This window comes from Micromonospora sp. NPDC005979, assembly GCF_040614415.1.
GTDB lineage: Bacteria > Actinomycetota > Actinomycetes > Mycobacteriales > Micromonosporaceae > Micromonospora.
This window is the reverse complement of record NZ_JBEXUR010000023.1, coordinates 21,291-39,912: the sequence shown is the minus strand read 5'-3', so window position 1 is coordinate 39,912 and position 18,622 is coordinate 21,291. Positions and strand designations below refer to the sequence as shown.

Below are 18,622 nucleotides of genomic sequence, written 5' to 3'. Positions count from 1 at the left end.
GCTGCGGCTTTCTGTCAGGCCGCGGCGCGATCGGTCAGCAGCGCCGCGAGCGCCTCCAGGTCCACGCCCACCAGGCTTCGCACCTGGCGTACGCCCTCGATGGGCGGCAGCGGCACTTCGGCGGGTACGGCCAGCACGGCCGCGCCGGAGGCGAGCGCGCTGGCGACCCCGGTCGGTGAATCCTCGATCGCCACACACCGCTCGATCGGCGCGCCCAACAGCCGGGCGGCGGTCAGGTACGGCTCGGGGTGCGGCTTGGCCGCGACCACCTCGTCACCGGCGACCACCACGTCGAAGGTGTCCCGCCCGAGGGTGTCCAGGGCGACCTCGACCAGCGCCCGGGGGCTGGAGGTGACCAGGGCGGTGGGGACGCCCGCCGCGCGGACCGCGTGCAGCAGCTCGAACGCGCCCGGCCGCCAGGGCAGACCGCTACGGAACAGCTCCAGGATCCGGGCGTTGATCCACGCCACGCTGATCTCCGGGTCGCGCTCCGGCTGGCCCAGGTCGTCGTGCAGGATGCGCATCGACTCGGCCATGGCGGTGCCGATGATCGAGCGGCGGGCATCGGCGGACAGCTCCCCGCCGTACTCGCGGGCCAGCTCCTGCAACGCGACGTCCCACAGCTTCTCGCTGTCGACCAGCGTGCCGTCCATGTCGAAGAGCACAGCGGCGGGGTGTTGGCTGCTCAGCGGATCCTCCAGGGGTCGTGACCGACACCGGGGATCCTGCCAGCCGGGTCCGCCGCCGGTGGCGGCAACGGCTCCGAGGGTGACCGGGGCAACCCCGCTCAGCTCAGGTCGCACTCCTTCAGCGAGCGTTCGTAGCCACGGAAGAACCTGTCGGTACGCTGTTCGGCGGTGCCGTGCGCGCCCTCGGCGAACCACGGCTGGTCCGGGTCGTCGCCGACCGCCGCCACGCCCTCGCGAAACTCGTCCAGGTCGCCCTCGGCGAGTTTCAGGTCGCCGGCGCGCACCGAGTCGCCGAGGTACGCCCCGGCCATGCAGTCGGCCTGCAACTCCTGCTGGATGGTGAAGCTGTAGTTGATGCCCAGGCGCACCTGGATGCCGTGGGCGTACTCGTGCCCGAGCAGATAGAACACGAACGCGTCACCGACCTCGCGGAACGCCGCCACCGACCAGGCCACGTCGTACGCGATGAAGTCGCCCTGCGAGCAGTAGACCGCGTTGTTGCGCGGCAGTGGCTGACCGCCGCAGGAGACCTCCCCGGCCCGCTGGTACGGGGTGACCCGCCGGATGGGTGTGAAGCGCTGCCCGGACGCCTTGAACTGGGCCGCCCAGTAGCGCTCCGCGATCGCCTGCGCGTCGGCGACGTCCTGTTTGAACTCGGCCACGCTGGTGGTGCTGTCGGCGCGGGTGGTGTTCGGCTCCGGTGAGGCGGCCGGCGGGTTGGCCCCTGGACGTTCGCCCTCCGGTTCGGCCAGCCCACCGCCCGCGCAGGCGAGCGACACCAGCGCGACGACCACCAGGCCCGCGAGAGGTCCCCGCGCGACGCGTCCCGACCATGCCCCCACTGTGCCTCCCCAGACCTCGGCGCTCGCACCACGCCATACCCCGACGGTACGACCACCACGCCCACCACCGGATTCACGCACGACCGACCCGAACGGTTCACGCCCCGAACCCGACCCCGCCCTTCCCCACCCCCTCCCCCCGAACCCCCGACCCGGACCCCCTCCCCCCGGACCCCCGACCCGCTCGGCCCGGTGATCAAGAAGTTTGCGTCAGCCCGTCCGGCGTGTCGTGACGCGAACCTCTTGATCGACAGGTTCGGGGTGGGGTGGGGACGGTTCACCTGGTGGGGGTCGGGCGGCCACAATGGGCCGGGGCGGAGGTGACCGTCCGGTCGGGAGGGCGACGTGCACGTACTGGGCAGCCGTCGACGAAGCCAGCCGGCCCCGGCGCGTGTCGTGTGGCGGTCGCTGCGGGACCCGTACGAGCGCGGAAGCCGGCCCTGGCTGGAACTGCGCGACGACGAGGTGCCGCCACGGGTGGTGGCGGGGTACGCGCCGGTGCTGCTGGTGTGGTCGTCGCTGTGGCCGCACCGGCCACTGGACGAGATCCGTTTCGACATCTCGCCCGGGCTTCCCGGCGGTGACTGTGCGGTGCGCTGGACACTGACCACCCCCGACCCGGACCTGCCCAGCGAGAGCACCCTCGGCTACCTCCGCCACCGCCTCAACTACCTGATCAACAACCGCCTCCGCCTCTCCTACGGCCAATAACCCCGCCCCCGCCCCCCGCACCCCCACCCGCCGACCGCCGACCGCCGACCGCCGTTGATCATGAAGTTTATTGCGCCGACACGCCGACATCGGTGGCATTCATGATCGACGGGGCGAGAGCGGGGGCGGGGGTGTCCGGGGAGGGGGGTTGGGTTCGACGTTTCTGGTGAGCGGTGCCGGGGCGGCACCGGGAACAGGAAGGCCACCATGAAATACATGATCATGCTTTACGGGTCGCAGCGGGACTACGACGCATTGTCGGGCCGGCCCTCCGACCGGCCGGCCATGTCGGCCGAGCAGGTGGCGGCCATGCACCAGCACATGGAGACGTTCCACCAGGCGCTCGCCGAGTCCGGGGAACTCGTCGACGCGCGGGGCCTCAGCGAGCCCGTGCACGCCCGTCGCGTGCGGGTGCGGGGCGGGGCGCCCGTGGTCACCGACGGCCCGTACGCGGAGACGCAGGAGGTCCTGGCGGGTTACACGGTCGTGGAGTGCGTCAGCTTCGACCGGGCCACCGAGATCGCCGCCGGTCTGGTCGACCCGGACACCCCGGGGGCGTACGTGGACGTGCGGCCGGTGCTGGACGGCGTCGAGGACCTGGCCGGCTGAGCACGTGCCCTCCACACCCGCCGAGGACCTGCTGCGCGAGTTGGCGCCGCAGGTCCTCGGCGCGCTCGTCCGCCGCTTCGGGCACTTCGACACGGCCGAGGACGCGGTGCAGGAGTCGTTGATCGCGGCGGCGGACTCCTGGCCGCGCGATGGCGTACCGGACAGTCCCCGGGCCTGGTTGATCACCGTCGCGTCCCGGCGGCTCACCGACCTGCTGCGGCGCGACCAGGCGCGGGCGCGGCGGGAGGAGACGGCGGCGCGGTGGATGCTGCCGGAGCAGTGGCTCGCGCCGGCCGCCGACCGACGCCAGGACGCGGACGACACGCTCATCCTGTTGTTCCTGTGCTGCCATCCGGCGCTCACCCCGGCGTCGCAGATCGCGCTGACGCTGCGCGCGGTCGGTGGGTTGAGCACCGCGGAGGTGGCCCGCGCGTTCCTGGTGCCGGAGGCGACCATGACCCGGCGGATCAGCCGGGGAAAGCAGCGGATCCGCGACAGCGGTCTCCGGTTCGCGCCACCGACGGCGGCGGAGCGCGCCGATCGGGTCGCCGCGGTACTGCACGTGCTCTACCTGGTGTTCACCGAGGGGTACGCGCGCACCGCCGGGCCGGGACTGCTGCGCGCCGACCTGACCGCCGAGGCGATCCGGCTGACGCGGTTGGTGCGCCGGCTGCTTCCCGACGACCCCGAGGTCACGGGACTGCTCGCGTTGATGCTGCTCACCGACGCCCGCGCGCCGGCGCGGATCGGGCCACACGGCGAGTTGGTGCCGATGGCCGAGCAGGACCGCGCCCGGTGGCGGGCCGACCAGATCGCCGAGGGCGTCGCGTTGGTCGGCGAGGCGCTGCCGCGCGGGCCCGTCGGGCCGTACCAGCTCCAGGCGGCCATCGCGGCCGTGCACGACGAGGCGCCGAGCGCGGCGGCCACCGACTGGGCACAGATCACCGCCCTCTACGAGGTGCTGCTCGGCCTGTCCGACAACCCGGTGGTGGCGCTCAACCACGCCGTCGCGGTGGCGATGAGCCGGGGGGCGCGGGCCGGCCTGGCGCTGCTCGCCGACCTGGACGGGGACACCCGGTTGGCCGACGATCCGCGGCTGCCGGCCGCCCGCGCCCACCTGTGGGAACTGATCGGTGAGCGGGCCGCGGCGCGCGAGGCGTACCGGATGGCGGCCGCGCGCTCGACGAACCTGGCGCAGCAGCGCTACCTCAACGCCCGCGCGGACGCCCTGGCGGACGACGCGGCCACCGGCTGAGCGGCCGACGGGGGCGCCAGGCCGAGGAACGACGCGGGCGTGGGCCGGGCCGGGCCCGGCCGCACCTCACGGACTGGCGGCGAGGAAGACGAACGCGGCCAGCAACACGAGGTGGACGCCGCCCTGCAACACGTTGGCCCGTCCCGGTACGACGGTCAGCACCGCCGTCACCGCGGTGAGGGCCAGGAGCGCGAGCTGGGTGCCGCCGAGGCCGAGCAGCAGCGGGCCGTCCAGCCAGATCGAGGCGATGGCGATGACCGGAATGGTCAGACCGATGCTGGCCATCGCGGAGCCGAGGGCGAGGTTGAGGCTGATCTGTACGCGGTCGCGGCGGGCGGCGCGGGCGGCGGCGAGGGTCTCCGGCAGCAGCACCAGCAGGGCGATGATCACACCGACGAACGCGTGCGGCAGGTTGGCGGCCGCCACGCCGGCCTCGATGGTCGGTGAGACGGTCTTGGCGTCGCCGACCACCGCGACCAGCGCCACCAGCAGCAGCGCGAGGCTGACCAGCGCGGCGCGGGTGGTGGGCGGCTTGGCGTGCTCCTCCGCGTCGATGACCCGGCCCTCGGTGTCGACCGGCAGGAAGTAGTCGCGGTGCCGACCGGTCTGCACCAGCACGAACAGCCCGTACAGCGCGAGCGAGGCGACGGCGGCGAAGGTGAGCTGGGCCGGGCTGAACTCCGGGCCGGGGCGGGCCGTGGTGAAGGTCGGGATGACCAGGCTCAGCGTGGCCAGGGTGATCACGGTCGCCAGGGCGCCGCCGGTGCCCTCCGGGTTGAACACGGCCACCCGCCGGCGCAGCGCCCCGAGCAGCAGGGACAGGCCCAGGATGCCGTTACACGTGATCATGACGGCGGCGAAGACGGTGTCGCGGGCGAGCGACTGGGTCTTCTCCGGGCCGCTGATCATCAGGGTGACGATGAGGGCCACCTCGATGACGGTGACCGCGACGGCGAGCACCAGCGAGCCGTACGGCTCCCCCACCCGGTGCGCCACCACCTCGGCGTGGTGCACGGCCGCGAGCACCGCGCCGCCCAGGAGCGCGGCGACCACCACGACGACCGGGCCGGGGAGATCTCGCCCCCACGTCACGAGCAACACCAGCACCGCGAGCACGGGTACGGCGACGGTCCAATCGAGCAGGCGGGATCGAAGCTGGGCTGGCATGCGTCAAGAGTGCCAGGTCACGTGATCATGTGCCCACCATCGACGCACCGCGTCGCCTAATCCGTAACCCATGGGTTACGCTTCCCGACGTGGACGAGGTGGCCGCGGCGATCGCGGACCCGGTACGGCGGCGCATCCTGAGCATGCTGCGCGACGCGCCGCTGGCCGCTGGCGAGATCGCCAAACGGTTCGCCATCAGCCGCCCGGCGGTCAGCCGCCACCTGCGGGTGCTCCGCGAGAGCGGGCTGGTCCGCGACGAGCTGGTCGGCCGCACCAGGATCTACCGCCTCGATCCCGGCCCGCTCGCCCCGCTCGTCGACTGGCTCGGCGGGCTCGTCCCGCCGGACCGGTGGGAGCAGCGCCTCGACGCCCTGGAGACCGAGGTCTATCGAACCCGCCGGGAGCGCCGCACCCGCGGCCCGGCCGCCCATCGAACGGAGCACACCGCATGACCCGTACCCCCGCTGGCCGCCTGTTCCGCACTGCCACCGGCCACGACCTCGTCCTCACCCGCACCTTCCGCGCTCCGGCGGCGGATGTGTGGGCGAGCCTGACGGACCCGGAGCGCACGGCCCGCTGGTTCGGCCCGTGGGAGGGCGACGCCCGGCCCGGCAACCCCATCCGCGTCCAGATGGCGTACGAGGAGCAGCAGCCCTGGTGCGACGTACGCATCGAGGAGTGCGAACCGCCCCGCCGCCTGGCCGTGTCGATGGTCGACGATCACGGCGACTGGCTGCTGGCGTTCGCGCTGACCGAGACCGACGCCGTGACCGAGCTGCGCTTCACCCAGCACCTCACCAGCCTCGACGGCGTCGCCGAGGTGGGCGCCGGCTGGGAGTACTACCTCGACATGCTGGTCGCCTCCCGGGACGGCACGCCCCGACCGCAGTTCGACGAGTACCACCCGGCCATGCGGTCCTACTACGAGGCGCTGGCCGAGGGGGTCTGAGAATCGACCTCCCGCCGCAGTCGGGCGAACTCGGCGGTCAACGCCGGCAACGGAAAGTGGGCGTTCAGGCCGCTGGGGTTGGGCAGCACCCACACCCGGGCCGGGCCGATCCGTTCCGGCTGCGGGCCCAGCGCGGCCTTCGGCCGGACGAACGCGATCCGGTACGCGGTAACTCCGAGCACCGCCACCCACCGCGGCCGGTACCGCTCGACCTTGACCGCCAGCCCGGTCACACCGGCGACCAGCTCGGCGGCGGTCAGCTCGTCGGCCCGGGCCGTGGCCCGGTTGCTGAGACTGGTGACGCCCAGCCCCTGCCGGAGCAGCTCGGCGCGCTCCCACGGGCGCAGTTCCCGGTCGGTGAAGCCCGCGCCGTGCAGGGCCGGCCAGAAGCGGCTGCCCCGCCGGGCGAAGTGCTCCCCCACCGCCGCCGAGTAGAGCCCCGGGTTGAACCCACAGAACAGCACCCGCAGGCCGGGGCCGATCACATCCACCAGGCCGCGACCGGCCGCCGCCGCGACCTCGTGGCGGGTCGGCGGCCGCCACGGCGGTGACACGTCCGCGTCCATGACACCGATCCTGCCGTACGCGCCGACGCCCGTCCCCGCTCGCCGACGACGCCGACGCACCGGACCCGGTGCGCGCCGATGGTCATGCTTTGACACCCTCAACCGATGCAATCCACCGACCACCTCGCCGCCAGCCGTTACGCGCGGATGCGCTGGAACACGCCCCTGTCGGAGGAGCACGCGGCCCTGCTGCTGCGGCGCCTCGACGTACGCCCCGGCGCGCGCGTGCTGGACCTGGGCTGCGGGTGGGGTGAGCTGCTGCTGCGCGCTGTCGCCGCCGGCGGTGTGGCCGGACCGGTCGCGACGAGGGGCGTGGGCGTCGACACCGACGAGGCGGTCCTCGCCCGGGGCCGCAGGCTCGCCACCGAGAGATCGCTGAACCGGCACGTCGCCTTCGTGGAGGGCGAGGCCGCCGCCTGGCACGAGCCGGCCGACCGGGTTCTGTGCGTCGGCTCGGCGCACGCCTTCGGGGGCACCGGAGCGGCCCTCGACGCCCTCGCCTCCGTGGTCCGCCCCGGCGGGCGGCTGCTGTTCGGCGAGGGGTACTGGCAGCGCGAGCCCAGCGCGGAGGTCACGGAGATCTTCGGTGCGGACGTCACCGACCTCGCGGGCCTCGTCGAGGCAGCCCGTGAGCGGGGCTGGCGGCTGCTTCATCTCAGTACCGCCGACCAGCGGGAGTGGGACGACTTCGAGTCAAGCTGGCTCGCGGGCCGACAGGAATGGCTGTTGACCTATCCCGAGGATCCCCGCGCGGCACAGGTCCGCACCGAGCTCGACGACCGGCTGCGCGAGTACGTGGGCGGCTACCGCGACGTGCTCGGCCTCGCGTACCTGGTCCTCGGTCGCTGACGCGCGTCCCAGGCCGCAGCACGTGGGGTTGACGGGCGCAGACATCGGAGGTTTACTGCCTCAACGACACCAGTCGATACTATCCGTCCGTCCACACTGGCCGGTTGGAGTCGTCGGCTGGCTCGTGTACCGCGACACGGCACCATCACCACCGCTCCACATCACCTCAGCCGAGCATCGGCGGCCCGGCTTCCGTATCACCGCCACCATGGCCCCTGACGCGCCCATGCGCGCCGTGCGGGGTCGACGCTCAGCTAAGGAGCATCACCATGCGTTCCCGTCCCCGCCTGTTGGCACTCGTCACCGGCTTGGCCGTGTTGATGGCCGGCCTGGTCGCGCTGCCGACCACCGCCTCGGCCGCGCCGCTGACCAAGGTCCTGGTGTTCAGCAAGACCGCCGGCTTCCGGCACTCGTCCATCCCCAACGGCGTCGCGGCCATCCAGCAGCTCGGCGCTGCCAACGGCTTCAGCGTGACCGCCACCGAGGACGCCAACCAGTTCACCACCTCCAACCTGGCCCAGTACCAGGCGGTGGTCTTCATGTCGACGACCGGCGACGTTCTCAACTCCAGCCAGCAGACCGCCTTCGAGCAGTACATCGCCGCTGGCGGCGGATACGTCGGCGTGCACGCCGCCGCGGACACCGAGTACAGCTGGCCGTGGTACGGGCAGTTGGTCGGGGCGTGGTTCGACTCGCACCCGGCGATCCAGACCGCGACCGTGAAGATCGAGGACCGGAGCAACCCGTCGACCGCGCACCTCGGCGCCACCTGGGTCCGCTCCGACGAGTGGTACAACTACCGCACCAACCCCCGGTCCAGCGCACGGGTCCTCGCCAGCCTCGACGAGTCGTCCTACAGCGGCGGCAACATGAACGGCGACCACCCGATCACCTGGTGCAAGGCGTACGGCGGCGGACGGGCCTGGTACACGGGTCTCGGGCACACCGAGGCGTCGTACACCGACCCGAACTTCACCCGGATGCTGCTCGGTGGCCTGCAGGTCGCCGCTGGTTCGGTGAGCGCCAACTGCTCGCCGGGGACGAACCCGACCACCCCGCCGCCGACCACCGCTCCGCCGACCACCCCGCCGCCGACCACCGCTCCGCCCACGACGGCCCCGCCGACCACCCCGCCGCCCGCCGTCGCCGGTTCGACCCTGCGGGCCCGCGCCAACAACCAGTACGTCAGCGCGGTCAACGCCAGCACCCCGCTGATCGCCAACAAGACGTCCGTCGGCACCAGTGAGCGGTTCGAACTGGTCAACCTCGCCAACGGCAACGTCGCGCTGAAGGCCAAGAGCAACGGGCAGTTCGTCGCGGCGGAGAACGCCGGGGCCAACGCGCTGATCGCCAACCGGGCCACCGCCGGGGCGTGGGAGACGTTCCAGCTGATCCGCAACTCCGACGGCACGGTGAGCCTGCGGGCCACGGTGAACAGCCGGTACGTGGCGGCCGACAACGGAGGCTCCTCCCCGCTGATCGCCAACCGGACCTCCATCGGTCAGTGGGAGAAGTTCGACCTCGTCACCACCAACTGACCGCACCACGACCCACACCCCGCCACCCACACCTGGTCGTGGTGCGCCCCAGCACGCCCCGGCCCTGGTCGTCGAGGAAGGACGATCATGCTTTCGAAATCCCGGCGCTGGTCCCGGGCACTCGTCGCGGCGGTCACCACCGTCGCGAGTGTGACCCTGGCCGTGGCCGCCAACTCCCCCGCCGCGCAGGCGGTGGTGATTCCCGCCAGTGACTACCAGCAGATCAAACTCGCCACCGGCTCCGCCGAGCTGGGCGAGGCCATGTCCCTGGCCGTTCTGCCCAACCGCTCGGTGCTGCACACCGCCCGCAACGGCGTCCTGCGGGTGACCGACGTGGCCGGCAACACCAAGACCTCCGGCACCCTGTCGGTCTACACGCACGACGAGGAAGGGTTGCAGGGCGTCGCCGTCGACCCCGGCTTCGCCACCAACCGGTGGATCTACCTGTACTACTCGCCCACGCTGAGCACCCCGTCCGGGGACGCGCCCACCAGCGGCTCACAGTCCGACTGGGACCGGTGGAAGGGGCACCTGCGGCTGTCCCGGTTCACCCTGAACAGCGACGACACGCTCAACCTGAGCAGCGAGAAGATCGTGCTCCAGGTGGCCAACGACCGTGGGCAGTGCTGCCACGTCGGCGGTGACCTGGACTTCGACGCCGCCGGCAACCTGTACCTGACCACCGGCGACGACACCAACCCGTTCGAGTCGTCGGGCTATGCGCCGCTGGACGAGCGGACCGACCGCAACCCGCAGTTCGACGCCCAGCGCTCGGCGGGCAACACCAACGACCTGCGGGGCAAGGTGCTGCGGATCAAGCCGCAGGCGGACGGGACGTACACCATCCCGTCGGGCAACCTGTTCGCGCCCGGCACGGCCAACACCCGTCCCGAGATCTACGCGATGGGTATGCGCAACCCCTTCCGGATGAGCGTGGACAAGGCGACCGGCGTCGTCTACGTCGGCGACTACGGCCCGGACGCGGGAAGCACCAACTCCAGCCGGGGCCCGCAGGGTCAGGTCGAGTTCAACCGGATCACGGCGCCGGGCAACTACGGCTGGCCGTACTGCACCGGCAGCAACACGAGCACGGAAACATACAACGAATACACCTTCCCGTCCGGGCCGTCGCAGTCGAAGTACAACTGCTCGGGCGGGCCGACCAACAACTCGTTCCGCAACACGGGCCTGCAGACCCTGCCCGCGGCGAAGCCGGCCTGGATCAAGTACGCCGGCGACTCCGGCTCACCGTCGGAGTTCGGCAGCGGCTCCGAGTCGCCGATGGCCGGACCGGTGTACCGGTACGACGCCTCGCTCAACTCCAGCGTCAAGTTCCCGCAGTCGCTGAACGGCCTGTTCTTCGCCGGTGAGTACGGTCGCCGCTGGATCAAGCCCATCGCCATCAACTCCGACGGCTCCCGGGGGGAGATCTCCAGCTTCCCGTGGTCCGGCACGCAGGTCATGGACATGGCCTTCGGCCCGGACGGCGCGCTGTACGTGCTGGACTACGGCACGGGCTCGAACAACCAGGCGCTGTTCCGGATCGAGTACATCGGCGGCGGCAACCGCAACCCGATCGCGGTCGCCTCGGCGAACCCGACCTCCGGGGCCAACCCGTTGACGGTGAACTTCTCCTCGGCGGGCAGCTCCGACCCCGAGGGCGGGGCGCTGAGCTACCTGTGGACGTTCGGTGACGGCACCACGTCGACGGCGGCGAACCCCACCAAGACGTACACCACGAACGGCACGTACTCCCCCACGTTGAAGGTCACCGACCCGACCGGGCTGACCGGTACGGCGAGCCTGGTCGTCACCGTGGGCAACACCGCGCCGACGGTGACGCTCACCTCGCCCGCCGACGGGCAGCTGTTCAACTTCGGTGACACCATCTCGTACCAGATCAGCGTGAGCGACCCGCAGGACGGCACCATCGACTGTTCCAAGGTGAGCCTGACGTACGCGCTGGGCCACGACAGTCACGCCCACCAGATCACCTCGAAGAACGGGTGCAGCGGCTCGATCACCGTCCCGACGGACGGCGAGCACGACTCCGCGGCGAACATCTACGGGGTCTTCGACGCCGCCTACACCGACAACGGCGGGCTGACCACGCACAGCATCCGGACGCTGCAACCGAAGCACCGCCAGGGTGAGCACTTCGGCGGCCAGTCGGGCGTCCAGGCCACCGACCACACCAGCGCCGAGGGTGGCCGCACGGCCGGGTTCATCGAGAACAACGACTGGATCTCGTACACGCCGTACAACCTGACCGGCGCGAACCGCATCACCGTGCGGGCGTCGTCGGCCGGGGCCGGCGGCACGATCGAGGTGCGGACCGGGTCGGCAACCGGCACCCTGCTGGGCACCGTCACGGTGCCGGTGACCGGCAACTGGGAGACCTTCACGGAGGTGTCCGGCACGATCAGCAACCCGCCCAGCGCGTCGACCACCCTGTACCTGGTGTTCAAGGGTGGGTCGGGATACCTGTTCGACGTGGACGCGTTCACCTTCACCACCGGCACCGGTGGCAGCACGCCGGTGACCACGCTGCGGGCGCAGATCAACAACCAGTACGTGTCGGCGGTCGGCACCACCGCGTTGATCGCCAACAAGGCCAGCGTCGGCAGCACCGAGCAGTTCGACCGGGTGGACGCCGGCAACGGCAACATCGCCCTGAAGTCGCGCTCCAACGGGCTCTACGTCTCGGCCACGAGCACTACCGCACCGTTGGTCGCCACCGGCACGTCGATCGGGGCGGCGCAGACCTTCCAGATCGTCAACAACTCGGACGGGACGGTCAGTCTGCGCGCCACGATCAACAACCAGTTCGTGTGCGCGGAGAACTCCGGGGCCGGGTCTCTGATCGCCAACCGCACGTCCGCCGGAGCCTGGGAGAAGTTCTACCTGACCACCGGCTGACACGTGGTGGGCCCGGCCCGTTCGGTGACCGGGCCGGGCCCACCGCACCATCGACTGCCGACGCGCCGCGTCGACAAGGCCGTGTGTCGGAGTCCTCGGTCGAGCCGAGGCGGAGTCCAGACGGCGGTCCGGCAAGGCGGAGATGCGTTCGGATACCGGTGTTGTATCCGGACGCATCTCCAACGCGGCCGGTCGTCGTCTGGGCCCGCCGCAGGCCGGCCAGGGACTTCGCACACGGCCTAGGGGTCCCCGCCGTCACGAGTCGGCGGGGACCCCGCTGTCCAGTTGCCCGATCACCGGCGCCAGCAGGTCGTTGAGTTCCCGGGCCAGCACCGCGACCGCCCGACGCGCCGCGGCGGGGACGTCGTCGTCCGGGCCGTCGGGTGTCGGCGGCAGGCCCTCGAGCGGCAGCGGCGCCTCCACCTGGAGCAGCGCACGCAGGTGTGGACGGCGCGTCCGGTCCTGCTCGGTGGGGGTGGTGAACTGTCCGAACATCTGTGGCCAGTTCTCCCACCCGCGGTCGCGTTGCCACTGCTTGCTCCAGGTCAGCTCGGCGGGCCAGCGGGAGGCCACGGTGACCGCGCAGACCATGCTGCCGTCCCACGGGCTGCGTTCGCAGGTCGCCGAGATGATCCGCCGGTGCCACCGGACGAAGCCGGGCGACAGCTCGCTGGCCACCCGCCAGGCCGTCGCGGCGAACGCGACCGGCGCGAAGTCCCCCCAGGTCTCGGCGAAGTCACCGATCCGACGGAGCACCTCGGCCTCGTACCGGCCGTGGCCGTCGACGCCGTGCTCACGGTCGAACTGCTCGTCCAGCCAGAAGGCGCGCGGTTCCGGCATCCTCGACCCCGTTCTCAACGATCGCGCCCGCCACGGTCACGCGTCGGTCACGCACGGATACGGACGCCTCTATCCCACCATGATGCAGAACGGGTGGCCGGCCGGGTCGGCGTACACGCGCAACGGCTCCTCGGGGTCCTCGATCCGGTCGTAGCGCAGCCGGCCGCCGAGGCGCAGCACGCGCTCGTGCTGGACCAGCAGTTCCTCGACGGATTCCACGGTCAGGTCCAGGTGGAGCTGTTGTGGCACGTCGTTCTTCGGCCACGTCGTCTCAGGCAGGCTGTCGACCTGCTGGACCGCGATCTGCGGGCCACCGTCCGGGGAGCGCAACACCAACCAGTCACGGCCGCGCTCGTCGGGTCGGCCGCCCGTCGGTGGCTCGTCGCCGGGCCGGTAGACGAAGCCCATGAGCTGCCGGTAGAACTCCGCCAACTGCCGCGCGTCGGTGCCGTCGAGCACCACCGACGTCAGCCGGGGAACGCTCTCCTGGTCGACCATCCACGACCACCTCCGGACGCCATTCTGGCCGGGCCACGCTGCCGTCGCATCCGCAGGCGGCACCCCACTTGACACGCACCCCGCTGGACAGTGGACGATTCAGCGTGCGAATTCTCGTGGTGGGTGGCAGTGGCCTGATCGGCGCGCACGTCGTGGAGGTGCTGCGCGAGCGCGGCCACGACACGACCTCGGTGGCGCGTTCCGCCCAGCCGGGGGTCGACCACCTGCTCGACGTGGGGTCCGCCTCGATCGACGAGCTGCGGCCGTTGCTCGCCGGTCACGACGGCGTCGTGTACGCCACCCGGACCGACGAGCAGCGGCCGCTGCCGAAGCCGATCTACCCGCAGTTCCGGCGCGAGAACGTCGACCCGGTGGTACGCCTGTTCACCGCCGCCCGCGACGAGGGCCTCAGCCGTGGGGTGGTCATGGGCTCGTACTACACCTACTTCGACCGGCTCCATCCGCAGTGGCGGCTCGGTGAGCGGCACACGTACATCCGCTGCCGGCTGGAGCAGGCACTCCAGGGACGTGCCGCCGCCGGCCCGGGCCTGCCGGTCGCCGTACTCGAACTGCCCTTCGTCTTCGGTCGGGCCGGAGACCGGCTGCCGAACTGGGCCGGTCCGCTGGACCGGTGGGCGCGCTCTCGTACCCCTCTGCTGGCGCCGACCGGCGGAAGCGCCGCGGCTTCGGCGCGAAGCGTGGCCGAGGTCGCGGCCGACGCCCTCGAGAGCGCCAGCGGCGCGGACATCCCGGTCGCCGACGAGAACCTCACCTGGCACGACATGCTCGCGCGCATCGCCGACGCGGTCGGCCGACGCCGCCGGGTCGGCCGGCTGCCGGCCGGCGCGGCGCGGACGGCGCTGCGGCTGGGCGGCGCGGCGCAGGCGCTCGGTCGCAAGGAGTCCGGGATCAACCCGACCTTCCTCGCCGACCTCCTGCTCGCCGAGCTGTTCATCGAGCCGACGACCGGCCGTTCGCTGGACGCCGCGCTGCGCGAGACCTTCCCGGCCTAGGCCCTGTTTCATAAGGGCGGTCGAGCCGAGGCGGGGTCCGGGCGGCGGTCCGGCAAGGCGCGGTTTCGTCCGGATACCGGTGTTGTATCCGGACGAAACCGCAACGCCGCCGGTAGTCGTCCGGGCCCGCCGCAGGCCGGCCAGTTCTTATGAAACAGGGCCTAGCGGGGTGGACGCGCGAGGTACGCCGTCTTGACGTCGGTCAAGAACCCGCAGGCACGATAGAAGGCGTGCGTCGCCGGGTTCCGCGACCCCGTCATCAGCATCGCCTTGTAGCAGCCCGCGTCCCAGGCGGCCTGGAGCGTGCCGGCCATGATCTGCCGGCCCAGACCGGTACCCCGCCGCGATTCCTCGACGACGACGTTCTCGATCACCGCATACGGCGACGCCGACCGGCTGAGGTTGGGAATCACGTTGAGGTACGTGGTGGCGACGACGATCCCGTCCAGTTCCAGGACGAACAGCCGCAGGCCTGGTGAGCGGAGGATCTGCGCGAAGGCCGCCCGGTCGGTGCCGTCGTCCAACACCGGATCGTCCGGGTTCAGCTGTCGGTAGAGGCGGATGATCTGCGCGAAGTCGTCGGTCCGGGCCGCACGGAACATGCCGGCAGCGTAACGGCGACGATGGGCGGCCGCTGTCCGCGTGGCACGTCCCCTGCCTGACCGATCGCGATCAGGATCTTGACAGCCCTGGGTGGGAAGGGAAGCATCATCGCCGATTAGACAACGTTGTCACACCCGTGTTCGGCTCCGATGTGGAGTGTGAACGTGTGACGGGTCGCCCCGCCGAGCTTCGTGCAGACGGTGCCAACCGAAGGGCCAACACTGTGTCAGACACACCGGCGCGCCTGGCGTACACCGCCAAACGCCGTACCCTCGCCGTGACCGTGGCGGCGCTGGCGGCGGTCTCCGCGGGCACACCCGCCGCGGCCGCCGCGCCTGTCCGCCTGGTCACCGACCCCGCCGGGTACGTCAACCCGCTGATCGGGTCCACCAACCTCGGCAACACCTACCCCGGAGCGGTCCGTCCCTTCGGGATGCTGGCCTGGAGCCCGCAGACCAGCACTGGGAGGCAGACCTCCACCCCCGCGCCCGGTGGCTACGAGTACGGCGCGACCCGGATCCGCGGCTTCAGCCTCACCCACCTCAACGGGGTCGGCTGCAACGGCGGCGCGGGCGACATCCCGATCATGCCGATCGTGGGTGACGTCACCTCCTCGCCGTCCGTCGACACCTCGGACGCGACGTACGCGAGCAGCTTCTCCCACCAGAACGAGACCGCGCGGGCCGGGTACTACCGGGTGGGCCTCGACAGTGGCGCGTCGGCGGAGCTGACCACCACTCCCCGTACCGGCTCGGGCCGGTTCGGCTTCCCGGCCGACCAACCCGCGAGCATGCTGTTCCGCACCTCCAACTCGGAGACCGGCAGCACCGACGCCACCGTACGGGTGGACGCCGCGGCCCGAACCGTCACCGGCTCGGTCACCGCCGGCAACTTCTGCGGCCCGCACAGCGAGAACAACCGCAAGTCCCTGTACACGCTGCACTTCACCGCCCACTTCGACCAGCCCTTCGCCAAGGTCGGCACGTGGCAGGACGGCACCCGGACGCCGGACGCCACGACGGCCGCCGGCGGCACCGGCCTCGATGCGGGCAACCCCGTGCCGGGCAAGGGGTCCGGCGCGTACGTCACCTTCGCCGAGGGCACCACGACCGTCGGCGTGAAGGTCGCGATCTCGTACGTCAGCCTGGACAACGCCGAGGCCAACCTGCGGGCGGAGAACCCGCGGCAGAAGAGCTTCGACGCGGTCCGGTCGGAGGCCACGGCGGCCTGGCAGCGCGATCTGAGCAAGATCAAGGTCGGCGGCGGCACCAACGACCAGCTCAGCACCTTCTACACGGCGCTGTACCACTCCATGCTCGAACCGACCCTGACCAGTGACGTCGACGGCCGCTACCTCGGCGCCGACGGCAAGCCGCACCGCCTCACCAAGGGCCAGGACGCGCAGTACGGCACCTTCTCCGGCTGGGACCAGTACCGCGCCCAGGTGCAGCTGATGACGCTGGTCAACCCGAAGGCGGGCAGCGACTATGCGCAGTCGTTGTTCAACTACGCCACCCAGCGGGGCGGTGAGTGGGACCGCTGGCTGCTCCAGCACGGCAAGACGAGCGTCATGTCGGGCGACCCGTCGGCTCCGGCGGTCGCCGGCATCCACGCCTTCGGCGGGCGGGACTTCGACGTCAAGGGCGCCCTCCGGTCGCTGATCACCGCGGCGACGGTGCCGAACGCCAACGACTCCGACAGCGCCGGTTGCAACGTGGCGTGCGTCGGTCAGCGTCCCGCCCTCGACAAGTACCTGGAGTTGGGCTACGTCCCCGCCGACGGCTGCTCCTGCTGGGGCGGCGCGGCCGAGACGATGGAGGACGCGGTCGCCGACTCCGCGCTCGCCGAGCTCGCCGGGCAGGTCGGCGACCAGGCGAACGAGCGGGTCTTCCGCAAGCGGTCGGGCACCTGGAGCAACGTCTTCGACCTGACCGCCACCGCGCAGGGCGGCTACCCGCGCTCCCGCAAGGCCGACGGCACCTGGGCGGAGCGCGCCTTCCAGCCCGCGACCGAGAGCGGGTTCGTCGAGGGCAGCAGTGCCCGCTACACCTGGATGGTCTACTCCGACGTCGCCGGCCTGGCCCGCGCCATGGGCGGCAACAAGGTGGCCGAGCAGCGCCTCGACGCCTTCTTCCGTACGCCGGACGGCGCCTTCGACTTCTCGGCCCGCGACCTCACCCGGTACGACCCGACGAACGAACCGGACATGAACGCGCCCTACCTCTACAACTACTTCGGCGCGCCCTACAAGACCCAGCAGACGGTCCGCGCGGTGATGGACCAGCTCTGGGGCAACACCCCCGGCGGCATCCCGGGCAACGACGACGCCGGCACCATGTCGTCGTGGTACGTCTTCTCCGCGCTGGGCATGTACCCGCAGAACCCCAGCCGGGCTGACCTGGTGCTCACCGCGCCGCTCTTCCGGCGCGCGGTCATCGACGCCGGACCCGGCCGCAGGATCACCGTCGACGCCCCGGCCGCGTCGGCCCAGAACACGTACATCCAGTCGGTCAAGGTAAACGGCAAGACGTCGACCCGGAGCTGGGTCCCCGACACCCTCGTCAACAAGGGCGGCACCGTCTCCTTCGTACTCGGCGACAAGCCGAACACCACGTGGGGCAGCTCCCCCGCCGACGCCCCGCCCTCGTACGGCGACGGCCGGCAGCCGTACCTGACGGGCGCGAGCCCGCAGACGCTGAAGGTGGAGCCGGGCAGCACCTCGGCGACGACGTACAAGATCCAGGCATTGACCGAGGCTCCCACCACCGCGCGCTGGAAGGTCAGCGCGCCCGCCGGCCTGACCGTCACGCCCGCGCAGGGCGAGTTCAGGCTGACCGGCGACGGGTTGGGCAGCAAGGAGCTCACCGTCTCCGCGCCGGCCGACCTCAAGCCCGGCGCCTACGCCGTGACGGTGACCGCCACCACCAGCTCCGGTACGGCACTGCCCACCGTCACCATCCCCGTGACGGTGGCCGTTCGGGACAGCGTGTTGTGGAACCTCAACAACAACGGCATCTCGGCCGACGACACCAATCCGCAGGCCAACTTCGACACCGGAGGCTGGAGCTACTCCGCCACGGCGCTCGCGGCCGCCGGGGTGCGGCCGGGATCCCCCGTGTCTGCCAACGGGTTCGACTTCACCTGGCCGAACGTGGCCCCCGGTGACCCGGACAACATCCTGGTCGGCGGCGGCGGTCAGGTGCTCAGCGTCCAGGCCGCCGAGAGTGACACGAAGCTGAGCCTGCTGGGCAGCGCAGCGTTCGGTGCCACCACCGGCACGGTGACGCTGACGTACACCGACGGCACGACGCAGCAGGCGACGGTCGGCTTCAGCGACTGGACGCTGGGTGGCGGCGGCGATCAGCCGTCGTTCGGCAACGTGACGGCGGTGCACACCACGTACCGCGACAAGATGGGGTCGGGGGTCGAGCCGGTGGCGACGTACGCCTTCGCGACCGCCCCGATCGACCTGCAGCCGGGCAAGCGGCTCGCGAGCCTGACGCTGCCCACCACCGCCGAGGGCGGCGTCCTCCACCTCTTCGGGGTGGCGACGGCCTGACGCACGGCGGAAGGG

At 71.6% G+C, this 18,622-nt stretch carries 16 protein-coding genes and 1 pseudogene; 10 read left to right on the top strand and 7 right to left on the bottom strand.

Features of this window, described 5'->3' with window-relative positions; translation table 11 throughout:
• Positions 1-14: 14 nt before the first annotated feature.
• Both ABZ272_RS28470 and ABZ272_RS28465 read right to left on the bottom strand, forming a co-directional pair.
• Positions 15-665: an HAD family phosphatase gene (locus ABZ272_RS28470; RefSeq protein WP_355053010.1), complete on the bottom strand. Its 651-nt coding sequence runs from the start codon at positions 663-665 to the stop codon at positions 15-17.
• 122 nt (positions 666-787) lie between these two features.
• Positions 788-1,531 carry a neutral zinc metallopeptidase gene (locus ABZ272_RS28465; RefSeq protein ID WP_355053009.1) on the bottom strand — a complete coding sequence of 248 codons (744 nt, stop codon included), beginning with the start codon at positions 1,529-1,531 and terminating at the stop codon, positions 788-790.
• 345 nt (positions 1,532-1,876) lie between these two features.
• Between ABZ272_RS28465 and ABZ272_RS28460 the strand changes: the two genes are divergently transcribed.
• The 3 genes from ABZ272_RS28460 to ABZ272_RS28450 all read left to right on the top strand — a co-directional run bounded on the left by ABZ272_RS28460 (position 1,877) and on the right by ABZ272_RS28450 (position 4,106).
• Complete coding sequence (locus ABZ272_RS28460) at positions 1,877-2,242, top strand: hypothetical protein (protein ID WP_355053008.1); 366 nt, start codon at positions 1,877-1,879, stop codon at positions 2,240-2,242.
• Between the two features lie 216 nt (positions 2,243-2,458).
• A complete protein-coding gene (locus tag ABZ272_RS28455) occupies positions 2,459-2,851 on the top strand; it encodes a YciI family protein (protein ID WP_355053007.1) in 393 nt (130 codons plus the stop codon).
• A gap of 4 nt (positions 2,852-2,855) precedes the next feature.
• Entirely contained in the window at positions 2,856-4,106 is a 1,251-nt protein-coding gene (locus tag ABZ272_RS28450) for a sigma-70 family RNA polymerase sigma factor (RefSeq protein WP_355053006.1), read from the top strand.
• Positions 4,107-4,172: 66 nt separating this feature from the next.
• On the opposite strand, the gene ABZ272_RS28445 is transcribed toward ABZ272_RS28450, so the two are convergent.
• Complete coding sequence (locus ABZ272_RS28445; RefSeq protein WP_355053005.1) at positions 4,173-5,273, bottom strand: ionic transporter y4hA; 1,101 nt, start codon at positions 5,271-5,273, stop codon at positions 4,173-4,175.
• A gap of 89 nt (positions 5,274-5,362) precedes the next feature.
• Between ABZ272_RS28445 and ABZ272_RS28440 the strand changes: the two genes are divergently transcribed.
• Both ABZ272_RS28440 and ABZ272_RS28435 read left to right on the top strand, forming a co-directional pair.
• Positions 5,363-5,725 carry a metalloregulator ArsR/SmtB family transcription factor gene (locus ABZ272_RS28440; protein WP_355053004.1) on the top strand — a complete coding sequence of 121 codons (363 nt, stop codon included), beginning with the start codon at positions 5,363-5,365 and terminating at the stop codon, positions 5,723-5,725.
• Entirely contained in the window at positions 5,722-6,222 is a 501-nt protein-coding gene (locus ABZ272_RS28435; protein ID WP_355053003.1) for an SRPBCC family protein, read from the top strand. The genes ABZ272_RS28440 and ABZ272_RS28435 overlap by 4 nt, the downstream gene beginning before the upstream one ends.
• On the opposite strand, the gene mug is transcribed toward ABZ272_RS28435, so the two are convergent.
• Positions 6,195-6,788 carry a G/U mismatch-specific DNA glycosylase gene (mug, locus tag ABZ272_RS28430; RefSeq protein ID WP_355053002.1) on the bottom strand — a complete coding sequence of 198 codons (594 nt, stop codon included), beginning with the start codon at positions 6,786-6,788 and terminating at the stop codon, positions 6,195-6,197. The genes ABZ272_RS28435 and mug overlap by 28 nt on opposite strands.
• Before the next feature lie 105 nt (positions 6,789-6,893).
• Between mug and ABZ272_RS28425 the strand changes: the two genes are divergently transcribed.
• The 3 genes and pseudogenes from ABZ272_RS28425 to ABZ272_RS28415 all read left to right on the top strand — a co-directional run bounded on the left by ABZ272_RS28425 (position 6,894) and on the right by ABZ272_RS28415 (position 12,094).
• Entirely contained in the window at positions 6,894-7,637 is a 744-nt protein-coding gene (locus ABZ272_RS28425; protein ID WP_355053001.1) for a methyltransferase domain-containing protein, read from the top strand.
• A gap of 320 nt (positions 7,638-7,957) precedes the next feature.
• Positions 7,958-8,674: pseudogene (locus tag ABZ272_RS28420) on the top strand (ThuA domain-containing protein); the annotation flags it as partial.
• Between the two features lie 588 nt (positions 8,675-9,262).
• Positions 9,263-12,094 carry a PQQ-dependent sugar dehydrogenase gene (locus tag ABZ272_RS28415; RefSeq protein ID WP_355053000.1) on the top strand — a complete coding sequence of 944 codons (2,832 nt, stop codon included), beginning with the start codon at positions 9,263-9,265 and terminating at the stop codon, positions 12,092-12,094.
• A 255-nt stretch (positions 12,095-12,349) separates the two neighbouring features.
• On the opposite strand, the gene ABZ272_RS28410 is transcribed toward ABZ272_RS28415, so the two are convergent.
• Together ABZ272_RS28410 and ABZ272_RS28405 are read right to left on the bottom strand one after the other, a co-directional pair.
• Positions 12,350-12,934: a hypothetical protein gene (locus ABZ272_RS28410; protein WP_355052999.1), complete on the bottom strand. Its 585-nt coding sequence runs from the start codon at positions 12,932-12,934 to the stop codon at positions 12,350-12,352.
• Positions 12,935-13,003: 69 nt separating this feature from the next.
• Positions 13,004-13,432 carry a VOC family protein gene (locus ABZ272_RS28405; RefSeq protein WP_355052998.1) on the bottom strand — a complete coding sequence of 143 codons (429 nt, stop codon included), beginning with the start codon at positions 13,430-13,432 and terminating at the stop codon, positions 13,004-13,006.
• Between the two features lie 104 nt (positions 13,433-13,536).
• Between ABZ272_RS28405 and ABZ272_RS28400 the strand changes: the two genes are divergently transcribed.
• Positions 13,537-14,445: an NAD(P)-dependent oxidoreductase gene (locus tag ABZ272_RS28400; protein WP_355052997.1), complete on the top strand. Its 909-nt coding sequence runs from the start codon at positions 13,537-13,539 to the stop codon at positions 14,443-14,445.
• 161 nt (positions 14,446-14,606) lie between these two features.
• Here the strand turns inward: ABZ272_RS28400 and ABZ272_RS28395 are convergent, their stop codons facing one another.
• Positions 14,607-15,047: a GNAT family N-acetyltransferase gene (locus ABZ272_RS28395; RefSeq protein WP_355052996.1), complete on the bottom strand. Its 441-nt coding sequence runs from the start codon at positions 15,045-15,047 to the stop codon at positions 14,607-14,609.
• A gap of 224 nt (positions 15,048-15,271) precedes the next feature.
• Between ABZ272_RS28395 and ABZ272_RS28390 the strand changes: the two genes are divergently transcribed.
• Positions 15,272-18,607: a GH92 family glycosyl hydrolase gene (locus ABZ272_RS28390; RefSeq protein ID WP_355052995.1), complete on the top strand. Its 3,336-nt coding sequence runs from the start codon at positions 15,272-15,274 to the stop codon at positions 18,605-18,607.
• The last annotated feature ends 15 nt before the right edge of the window (positions 18,608-18,622 follow it).